The sequence below is a fragment of the Nodularia chucula CCY0103 genome, from assembly GCF_963923915.1.
Lineage (GTDB): Bacteria > Cyanobacteriota > Cyanobacteriia > Cyanobacteriales > Nostocaceae > Nodularia > Nodularia chucula.
Map to the genome: position 1 here is coordinate 30,850 of NZ_CAWUOL010000039.1, position 10,042 is coordinate 40,891.

Below are 10,042 nucleotides of genomic sequence, written 5' to 3' on the forward strand. Positions count from 1 at the left end.
ATCTGACAAAGCAGTTACAGATTTAGAAATATCTTTGTGAGTCATGACTTCCTATTTCGGTAAGACTAAGACACTAAGCCCATTTTCTCAGCCACTTTACCACTCCATTGCTGCCAGCGCAGGAGTCCCCGATTTACTAATGAAGGGTTTTCATCGCCAACAAAACAGATGCGCCCCATGCGTTCACAAGCAATGAGAATTTCACCATTACCCATAAAGGGAGCAATTACAAAATTATTGGGATGGGTATATAAATTAATTAAGTAGTTGACAATACCTTCTACGCCATCAATATTAATGGGTGTCTGGGGTTGAGGTATGGATTGGTGAGAAAAAATGCCTATGTAAATATTACCCAGAATTAATTCATATTGAAAGGGCATTTGGTTTTGGCGATAAAAGTTATAAATATGACCCTCAGAACGCAACACCGCCACCACTCGCGCTTCATCTACCAAGTAATTATGCTCCCACGTTTCCGATAGGGTGGCGATCGCCAAAGCCGCATTTGATGGTAAAAGATTTCTAAACTGAGAACTCGCAGTATGATCACAATACACTAAATGCCGTCCCAACATCCATTCTTCACCCACTCTCACCCTCAGTTGATCACCAGCAACAGATACTTCTGGCTGACGTTGACCTTTTTTCAGCGCCAACTTAGCCTCCCTCTGTGCCATAACACTGTTGTACGCTAAAATCTGTAACTGTTTTTGCTGCGCCCTAGCTGAAACCATCACCTCAGCTAACCTAGATAATTCCTGCTCATCGCCCGTTCCCTGGGCTAACTCCCAAGCCCGTTGAGACTCTTCCGCCAACATACGTTCCTTACTCCCAGCCCTAGCCACCTTCAGCAGTGCTGTAGGACTATCTGCAATTGGCGAACCCTTAATAATTTCTTTGACTTCTGGATGAATACTTTTAGCAATTTGCTTACCGTGCTGAAAGGTGCGTTCAGAGTAGCCCACCTCTCTAGCTAACTCCGCAGTTCGTTTCAGAGGTAGTGAAACCGTTTCACCACCTTTAACAGTATATTGATTATCACCAACCTTAGCCCGAAACCCCATTCGCTCCAAAATCTGGTCACGCTCCAACCACAACTCCGAACGCTCTAAAGGTTCTAACTCATTGCGAATCAAATTTTCATCAATTTCCGCCAAACGGGACTGGTCGGAGTTTTCATAATTCACAATATGACACTCTATCGCCTCCAGCCCCAAAAGCCTGCAAGCCGTCAACCGATGCAAACCCGCAATCAAATTTAGCTCCTTATCCACCGTAATCGGGTTTAACAAACCATTAGTGCGAATCGACTCCTGCAACTCCTTCACCTTCTCGCCCTTCACCGGACGACGGTTAAAACCAATCCGAATTTGGTCTATGGAAACTATAGCCATAATTACTAAACTTCCGTGCAATCAGTCAAAGATACATCTCAATATATGGCATCAGCAGACTTAATGGCGAGTCCCAAAATCAAGTTACCTCACGCAGAGCCGCAGAGAATAAGAGTTGAGAAGATGAGTATTGGAAACTAAAAATCTTTCCCCCACACTCCCCACACCCCGCACACTCCCCACACTCTGCCATAATTAGCACGCCACAAACCCAATTGACAAGATCATCATTTTTTGCAATACTCAATCAAAAGGTTCCCTGCGCTGCGACCATCTGCAAGATTTAATTTTCCCCACTGGAAATATCGTATTTTACGCTACTGGATGAGCTGTCAAATTAGGATAAAACTAAGGAAGATTTGCAGTGACACCACCATTAAGTTTGCAGTTCATCTAGTAATTTAAGGCGGCTGCACAGGCATACAACAATTTATATAGAACTAATTAGACCTCTCAAGGTACTCAAGGTAAAGCCAGAGAGCCAAAAGCCTCTTGGTTAATTTGCAGATGATATGGCCATTTAGGCTTTCCCCTGGCATAACACAATTTGGAATAAAAATATGGCAGCAAACAAGAAACGCCTGTTACTCACAAAACACCTCAGTCGGTGGCGGATAATTTTAGCAGCATCTATCACATTAACCACCGGATTAGTATTGATTTACAGCTTTTCACAAAATCGATTCAGCCAGCCAGTTGCAACTCCGTCAGAGAATTTATCCCAGGCTAACGCAACTACTACACCTACACCTGCACCTGCAAGAGTAGCTGTGACAGCTTTGGGACGTTTGCAACCTAGTGGTGAAGTCACTAATTTATCTGCACCCAATTCAGTCAACGGTGTGCGGGTAGAAAGAACTTTGGTGACGGAAGGAGAAGAGGTTAAAGCCGGGCAAGTATTGGCATATCTAGAAAATTATCAACGTGCCACAACTGCTCTACAACAGTCTTTAGACCAACTAGAAATTGCTAAAGCTAGATTAGCACAAGTTGAGTCTGGGGCGAAATCCGGAGATATTACCGCTCAAAAAGCTGCGATCGCCGGTTTAGAGTCACAATTAAAAGGAGACATTGCCGCCCAACAGGCCACCATCAATCGTATCCAAGCCGAAGTAGACAACGCCGCCACCGAAAACAACCGATATCAGCAGTTATTCAAGGACGGTGCTATTTCCGCCTCCGTAGCAGATAGTAAAGCCCTGCAACTCAAAACTGCACAACAACAACTCAAAGAAGCGCAAGCCAGCCTCAACCGTACTCAGTCCACCCTCCAAGACCAACTCAAAGAAGCCCAAGCCAGACTTAAAAGCATTAGCGAAGTCCGGACTGTGGATGTAGAATTGGCAAAAACCGAAGTTAATAGTGCTGTAACAGCCGTCAAACAAGCAAAAGCCGACCAAGAATTAACCTATCTCAAATCTCCCATAGAAGGGCAAATCTTAAAAATTCACGCCAAAACCGGAGAAGTAATTAGTAACAACGGATTTGCTGAGATAGGTAAAATCTCTCAAATGTATGTAGTTGCAGAAGTTTATCAAACAGATATTCAAAAAGTCAAAGTAGGACAGACAGCCACCATTAGCAGCAGCGCTTTTGCCGACACAATAAAAGGCACAGTCAGCGAAATTGGTTGGCAAGTTAGCAGACAAAGCATCTTCAGTTTAAACCCCGCAGCAGATACCGACCGTAGAATAGTAGAAGTAAAAATCAGCATCAACGACCCCGCAGACATTCAACGAGTAGCCCGTTTAACCAACCTCCAAGTAGATGTCGCCATTCAAATTTAATATAGCCTTTCCCCCCACTCCCTACTCCCCAATAAAGCATCAAATTTAACAACATTATGGTATTAAACCATGAATTTTAAAATTCCTTTAGCATGGCTACAGCTCGCCCAGCAAAAAGTTAGATTTGTCGTAGCTGTAGCTGGAATTGCCTTTATAGTCCTACTGACATTTATCCAACTCGGCTTTCAAGATGCCCTTTATTCTAGCGCCACAGCACTGCATCAAAACCTCCGAGGCGACTTATTTTTAGTCAGTTCTCAATATAAATCTCTCACCGCAACTCAAAGCTTTTCCCGGAGTCGTTTATACCAAACCTTGGGTTTTGCAGGTGTAGAATCAGTTAGCCCCCTATATTTGCAATTTGCCAAATTAAAAAATCCCGACACAGGAGAGAAATATTCCATCTATGTCATTGGTTTTGACCCTGGACAGTCTATATTTAACATCCCCGAAGTCACCGAAAATATAGACAAACTCAAAATTCCGGATATTGTCCTATTTGACCGCATTTCCCGGCCAGAATTTGGACCTATAGCCGATAACTTTACTGCTGGAAAGACTGAACAGACCATTGAAATCTTCCCCTTTGATGCACCCATTGGCTACAGAGTCAGAGTTGGTGGTTTATTCAGCTTAGGGCCTTCCTTTGGTGTTGATGGTAACTTAATTGTTAGTGATTCCACCTTTCTGAGGATAAATCCTAATACTCGTCCCGCAGAAATGATTGATATTGGAGTTATCACCTTAAACCCTGACGCAAATAGAGATGTAGTTTTGCAAAACTTGGTTGCTAGTTTACCTAATGATATCCAAGTTTTTACCCGTGAAGGATTTATTGATTTTGAGAAAGAATACTGGGCTGTGAGAACTCCCATTGGCTTTATCCTTAACCTGATGCTAACTATGGCTTCGGTTGTGGGTGTGGTAATTGTTTATCAAATTCTCTACAGCAATATTGCTAATCAATTAATTGCCTACGCCACTTTAAAAGCTATTGGTTATGCCAATGGATATCTCTTAAATGTAGTTTTTCAACAAGCATTAATCCTGGCTTTATTAGGTTACATCCCCGGTTTTTTGTTTTCCATAGCCTTATATAGTTTTGCAATGGATGTAACGAAGTTACCCATCATGATGACTGCTAATAATGCGATTATTGTCTTAGTCTCCGCAGTGCTGATGTGCATAACTTCTGGGTCGCTGGCTATTAATAAACTGCGTTCGGCAGACCCGGCGGATATTTTCTAATTATAGCAATTACCATGCAAGTGAGGTACAAGCCGTAATTATTAAACGCAGATGGACGCGGATAAACGCAGATAGTTTTATATCAGTATTTTAGTTAATCAGGTTGCTACTACCATAATCTAATTTACCCATCACTCATATTTCTATGAATCTACAAAATAAAACTCTCTTGATTACTGGAATTGATGATTTTATCGGTTTGCGCGCAGCAGAATTAGCTGTAGCTCAAGGAATGAAAGTTAGGGGAATACAAAATGCTGCTGATGTCAAGGAAAAAGTCAGAAATTTGGGTATTGAAATAGTTATTGGTAGTGTGACTGATGCTAATTTTGCCCAAAAAGTTTGCCAGGGTGTAGATATCGTTTTACATAATGCTGAAATTGCTCAAGAAGCTGGCGCAATTAAGGAATTTCGCGCCGTAAATGTGGGCGGTACGGTCAATATGGCTAAAGCTGCTAAAAATGCTGGTGTGAAAACTTTTGTCCATCTTTCTAGTGTGATGGTCTATGGCTTTAATTATGCCGATGGTGTGAGTGAATCTGATCCTGTTTCTGGTGATAATAATCCCTACTGTCAGACGAAAATCGAAGCAGAAACTGAACTTTTACCTCTCAATTCTCCCCCTGACTTTGGTGTAATTGTGATTCGGGCGGGAGATGTCTATGGCCCTAATAGTATGGCTTGGGTAGTGCGACCAATTTCGATGATGCGTCAAAAGTTATTTGCCTATGCTAATGATGGTCAGGGAGTGATGAATCATGTCTATATAGATAATTTGATTGATGCTATTTTTCTAGCAATGGAAAAAGAAACCTATGGGGAAGTTTTTAATATTACCGATGGTCAAGGAACTTCCTGGAAAGAGTATTTTCTCCGTTTAGCAGCTATGGAAGGTTTGGCTGCGCCTATGTCTTTGCCTAAAGAGGAAATGAAGTTATTTCTGAAACTGCGCGCCCAAGGACAAAAACTATTTCGGAAAAAAGCAGATATTCTGCCAGAGTCTGTTGATTTTATGAGTCGTCCTTATGCTTATTCTATTGCTAAGGCACAAACTCTCTTAGATTTTAAACCAAAAATTGACTTGGAAGATGGTTTAAGACTCACTCAAGCATGGCTAGAAAAAACTGATATTTCTCGGCTAGATAAATAATTTGCCAGGTTCACTCAAAATTATTTGATATGCCTCAAAATACCCCAAGGTTAAGTATTGGATTGCCTGTATATAATGGCGAGAAATTTATCAAGTTTGCCCTTGACGCACTTTTAGCTCAGAGTTTTACAGATTTTGAGTTAATTATCTCCGATAATGCTTCTACCGATAAAACTGAAGAAATTTGTCGAGCTTATGCCGCGCAAGATCAACGGATTCGTTATTATCGTAATCAAAGTAATCTTGGTTGTTCCGGTAACTTTAATCGGGTGTTTGAGTTGTCTGTAGGTGAATACTTTAAATGGGCTGCTTATGATGATTTACACGCTCCAGATTTCTTAATTAAATGTGTGGCGGTACTTGACAATAATCCCTCTGTGGTGTTGTGCCATTCTCAGGCATATTTCATTGATGAAAATGCTCATCTTCTCCAAAACTACAGTATTGAACTGAAAACAGATTCAGAAAAACCCCAGGAGCGTTTTCACGAATTACTTAGTAAGCATCTCTGCTATCAAATGTATGGAGTAATTCGCTCTAGTGCTTTGAGAAAAGTACCTCCTATGGGTAGTTACGGAACTGCGGATGGAATTTTGTTATTAAGACTGGGTTTGTTGGGTGCATTTTATGAAATACCAAAATACTTATTCTTTCCCAGAATCCATTCTGAGCAATCATTGAGTATGTTTTTTCCTGACTATCGTTTGGTGACGGAAGAGAAGGGTAAATCTACTCCGGGTATTTTTCCAGATTTTTATGCTTATACGGTTTGGTTTGATTCTGCTAAGAAAGGTAAGTTGTTATTTCCACATTGGCGAATACTTTGGGAATATATGCTTTCTATATGGCTGTTTGATTTGAGTCTTTATCAGCGTTTATGTTGTCATTTTAGTATTTATCAACAGTTGCAAGGAGCGGAATATTTGTTGTTTAAAGATTTGTTGATAGCGGCTCAAACTATATTACGGAAATGGTGCCAACATGATTCTATGAAATCAACACTTTTGCCTTAAAAGTAATGGCTGTAAGGTGTGATGAATAAGTAAAACTAGTAGTTGAAGTGAGGATAATATGTGGAAATCTAGGTTTTTTAGTCGTCTGATAGCGAGTGCTTTATTAAGTATGAGTTTTGGTAATACTCTGAATGCTGAAACTACTACAAAACTGACGGTTGTAGTGGAGGGTATTAAAAATCAAAATGGTGAGATTTGTATGGGTGTTTATTCTAGCTCTAAAGGTTTTCCCATGAGTACCGATGATGTAATTAAAAGTGCTTGTATGCAGCCTACAAAGGATACTGTAACTCATGTTTTTTCTGGTTTGAAACCGGGGAGTTATGCGGTGGCGGTAGTGGATGATCAAAATGGCGATCGCAAACTAAATAAAGACTTTCTCGGCATACCTAAAGAAGGGTTTGGAGTTTCCCAAAATCCCACTGTTTCAGTATTCACTGGTACACCTAAGTTTAATGATGCCAGTTTTTTACTCACACCAAATCAAAATACTACCATCAACATTTTGATGAAATATTCCCTTGATTCCTAAAGGGGAAATCGAGATTAATCGCAACTCGCTATTACACAAGGCAAAATCTGCCGGAGACGATATATGAAAGAGTTGACGATATTCATTACTCAGTCTTTGCTGGGTTGGCTGGGTATTCAGATGATTCTAGCGCTGGTTTTTTTATTTTACGTGCGATCGCCCCAAGCACAAAATAGATTAGCCGATGACCAGTTACCAAAAACCGCAGTAATTCTGTGTTTACGGGGAGCAGATCCCTTTTTACCTAACTGTATCGAGGCGTTATTAAATCAGAATTACCCAGACTATGACCTCAAGGTAATTGTTGATAGTCCAGCAGACCCGGCTTGGGAGGTTGTGAATGAGATAATTAACACCCAAGCAGCCAGCAACATCCAAGTTAGCCCTCTAAGGATTATTCGGCATAACTGTAGTCTCAAGTGCAGTTCCCTATTGCAAGCAGTTTCTGACTTAGATGAATCTTATCAGGCGATCGCCCTAGTTGATGCAGATACCATCGTACATCCTAACTGGCTCCGAGAATTAATTATTCCTCTAAATAATCCCAAAATCGGAGTCACAACCGGGAACCGTTGGTTTGTACCCACAGATAAATATTGGGGTTCCCTAGTCCGCTATATCGGGAACGTCTCCACAGTCGTGCAGATGTTTCTATTTCAAGTTCCCTGGGGAGGGAGTTTAGCCATTAAAACCCAAGTCCTACACCAAACAGGTTTATTAGATAAATGGGGACAAGCCTTTGGCGAAGATTATCTAATTCATAACATTCTCAAACAACATGGGATGCGAGTTAAACTTGTACCTTCTCTGATTATCCTCAACCGGGAAGAGTGCGACTTACTAGGCTTTTTAGAATCTATCAAGCGAGTCCTATTCTATTCTCGACTTTACCATCCCCGTTGGATAGCAATGATTAGTGATGCAATTTCCAGCATTCTATTTCCTTGTGTAGCTATTTTGCTATTTCTCTTCGCCCTTTTAGATGCACAATGGAACATAGCATTTTTATTGTTATCCACCTATTGCATATATACCGTGGGACTACTCTTACTCACCCTAATTTTAGAGTTAGGTATTAGTCCCATAATTCGCTCTCATGGTCAGCCAACAACCAAACTATCACCAGAGATGATCGGCAAAATATTAATTGCTATACCCCTGACACAATGGGTATATGGATTAGCCCTAATCAATTCTCTACGGATGACCACCGTTAAATGGCGTGGGATTGTCTACCGCATCCAAAATCCTTGGAATATCCGATTAGTAGAATATCATCCCTACGACTTATTGGATCAACCCATTGATGGTAAAATTTCCCTCTAAAAAATTACCAATGATCGGCTAATCATAGAAATCAGAGTAGAGGAATAGCCAAAAATCCCCACTCCCTACTCCCCACCTATATTTATATTTTCCAAACTGATATTTTTGCGTATATCCAATCGGACTTCGGGAATCAAGTTGTCAATCTGGAAGAAAAGCTGTATTTGGTGTCACGAAAAACAGCATCAACACACTCACCTTTTACTGAATACTCATCCAAAAAATTACTTGATTTATGAACAAGCAGCCACTTCGCATTGCACTGTTTACAGGATTGTATACCCCTTTTTTAACCGGGGTTTCAGTTGCAGTACACCAACGGGTACGCTGGTTACTAGAACAAGGGCATGAAGTATTTCTTGTTCACCCAGCCATGAACAATAAATATCCGAAAAATGTCGGCAAACGTCCGATGGCCGGACTAGAAGAATTACAGCCTTTTCCTAATTTTTCTGCTTATGCTTTCCCGACACAGCCACTGATTTTTTACAAGTCTCTACCCCAACCTCTGCACTATCATCATTGGAGTGATACCAAATTATTACAAAAGTTCTGTCCTGATATTATCGTAGTAGAAGAAGCGCCACAAATGCGCGGTTTTTACTCTATGTTTTTGCAGGGTTATGGTCGCCCCATTGGAGTTGACTATGCTAAGAAAACAGGGACTCCCATTATTTCAATTTTCCACACAGATATTGTTGCTTATATCCAATACTACTTGGGTAATAATGTTTTCAATTTGATGCGTCCGATTATTCCCATGTTAGTGAAGCAATCTACCGAAGTTTATGACCGGAATTTATTTTCTTCTCAGGAACAACTTTTCAAGTACCAGAGGTTGAATTGCCAACGGGGTGAATATGTACCATATCAAGGGATTGATTGCCAAAAATTTCACCCCCGCAATATTATTCATAATCCCATTCCTGAAGATGATCGACCAACTATCGTGTTTGTGGGAAGGATTACCGCAGAAAAAAATGTCTTGCAACTAATAGAGATGTTTCCATTCATTGCTGCGAAAATCCCTGATGTCCATTTGGTGATTATTGGTAGTGGGCCTTTGGATAAAGAATTACGTCGCCAAGCTGAAAAGTTTCCCTCTGGAATTACTATTTGGGGTGAGTCTCATGGTAAGGAACTTTTGGGATGGTTTGCGCGTGCAGATGTGTTTGTTAACCCTTCTGTGACTGAGAATTTCTGCACTACTAATAATGAGGCTTTGGCTTCTGGTACTCCGGTGGTGACAGTGGTTGCACCTTCTACTTCTGAGCAAGTTTTTCCTGGTTATAACGGCTTTTTGGCTAAACCGAATAATCCCCAGGATTTTGCCCACAAGGTGGTGGCGATTTTGCAAAATCCTCAATTGCACGCCACAATGACTGAACAGGCGCGTCCTTCTATCCTCAAATATGATTGGTCTGCTTGTACCGAAAAGTTTGAGGAGAAATTGTATGAAATCATTGAGGCTGCTGGTAGCAAGGTAGAAGCTAACAAGGTTTGTTAGTGAGGCTGGGGACTGGGGACTGGGTATTGGGGACTGGGGACTGGGTATTGGGGACTGGGGACTGGGTATTGGGGACTGGGGA

Annotated in this window: 8 protein-coding genes; 7 read left to right on the top strand and 1 reads right to left on the bottom strand. The window is 41.1% G+C overall.

Translation table 11 applies throughout. The annotated features are described in order from the left end of the window. Positions 1–65 precede the first annotated feature (65 nt). Complete coding sequence (locus ACM0OP_RS12700; protein WP_414528774.1) at positions 66–1,397, bottom strand: ParB N-terminal domain-containing protein; 1,332 nt, start codon at positions 1,395–1,397, stop codon at positions 66–68. Positions 1,398–1,957: 560 nt separating this feature from the next. On the opposite strand from ACM0OP_RS12700, the gene ACM0OP_RS12705 reads away from it, so the two are divergent. From ACM0OP_RS12705 to ACM0OP_RS12735, 7 genes are all read left to right on the top strand, one after another. Continuing rightward, positions 1,958–3,184 (top strand): ABC exporter membrane fusion protein, encoded by a 1,227-nt coding sequence (locus tag ACM0OP_RS12705; protein ID WP_414528775.1) that lies wholly within the window; start codon positions 1,958–1,960, stop codon positions 3,182–3,184. Between the two features lie 69 nt (positions 3,185–3,253). Then, positions 3,254–4,432 carry an ABC transporter permease DevC gene (gene devC / locus ACM0OP_RS12710; protein WP_414528776.1) on the top strand — a complete coding sequence of 393 codons (1,179 nt, stop codon included), beginning with the start codon at positions 3,254–3,256 and terminating at the stop codon, positions 4,430–4,432. Between the two features lie 145 nt (positions 4,433–4,577). Continuing rightward, positions 4,578–5,582, top strand: a complete 1,005-nt coding sequence (locus tag ACM0OP_RS12715; RefSeq protein ID WP_414528777.1) for an NAD-dependent epimerase/dehydratase family protein — start codon at positions 4,578–4,580, stop codon at positions 5,580–5,582. Between the two features lie 29 nt (positions 5,583–5,611). After that, positions 5,612–6,595, top strand: coding sequence for a glycosyltransferase family 2 protein (locus ACM0OP_RS12720; protein ID WP_414528778.1), 984 nt, complete (start codon positions 5,612–5,614; stop codon positions 6,593–6,595). 58 nt (positions 6,596–6,653) lie between these two features. After that, positions 6,654–7,127 carry a DUF2141 domain-containing protein gene (locus tag ACM0OP_RS12725; protein WP_414528779.1) on the top strand — a complete coding sequence of 158 codons (474 nt, stop codon included), beginning with the start codon at positions 6,654–6,656 and terminating at the stop codon, positions 7,125–7,127. Positions 7,128–7,190: 63 nt separating this feature from the next. Further along, positions 7,191–8,453 carry a glycosyltransferase family 2 protein gene (locus ACM0OP_RS12730; RefSeq protein ID WP_414528780.1) on the top strand — a complete coding sequence of 421 codons (1,263 nt, stop codon included), beginning with the start codon at positions 7,191–7,193 and terminating at the stop codon, positions 8,451–8,453. A gap of 235 nt (positions 8,454–8,688) precedes the next feature. Further along, a complete protein-coding gene (locus ACM0OP_RS12735; protein WP_414528781.1) occupies positions 8,689–9,960 on the top strand; it encodes a glycosyltransferase in 1,272 nt (423 codons plus the stop codon). Positions 9,961–10,042 lie beyond the last annotated feature (82 nt).

Bases quoted from the DNA above. Each gene is read 5' to 3' on its own strand.
- ACM0OP_RS12700 (WP_414528774.1), bottom strand. From the start codon at position 1,397: ATGGCTATAGTTTCCATAGACCAAATTCGGATTGGTTTTAACCGTCGT.
- ACM0OP_RS12705 (WP_414528775.1), top strand. From the start codon at position 1,958: ATGGCAGCAAACAAGAAACGCCTGTTACTCACAAAACACCTCAGTCGG.
- devC (WP_414528776.1), top strand. From the start codon at position 3,254: ATGAATTTTAAAATTCCTTTAGCATGGCTACAGCTCGCCCAGCAAAAA.
- ACM0OP_RS12715 (WP_414528777.1), top strand. From the start codon at position 4,578: ATGAATCTACAAAATAAAACTCTCTTGATTACTGGAATTGATGATTTT.
- ACM0OP_RS12720 (WP_414528778.1), top strand. From the start codon at position 5,612: ATGCCTCAAAATACCCCAAGGTTAAGTATTGGATTGCCTGTATATAAT.
- ACM0OP_RS12725 (WP_414528779.1), top strand. From the start codon at position 6,654: ATGTGGAAATCTAGGTTTTTTAGTCGTCTGATAGCGAGTGCTTTATTA.
- ACM0OP_RS12730 (WP_414528780.1), top strand. From the start codon at position 7,191: ATGAAAGAGTTGACGATATTCATTACTCAGTCTTTGCTGGGTTGGCTG.
- ACM0OP_RS12735 (WP_414528781.1), top strand. From the start codon at position 8,689: ATGAACAAGCAGCCACTTCGCATTGCACTGTTTACAGGATTGTATACC.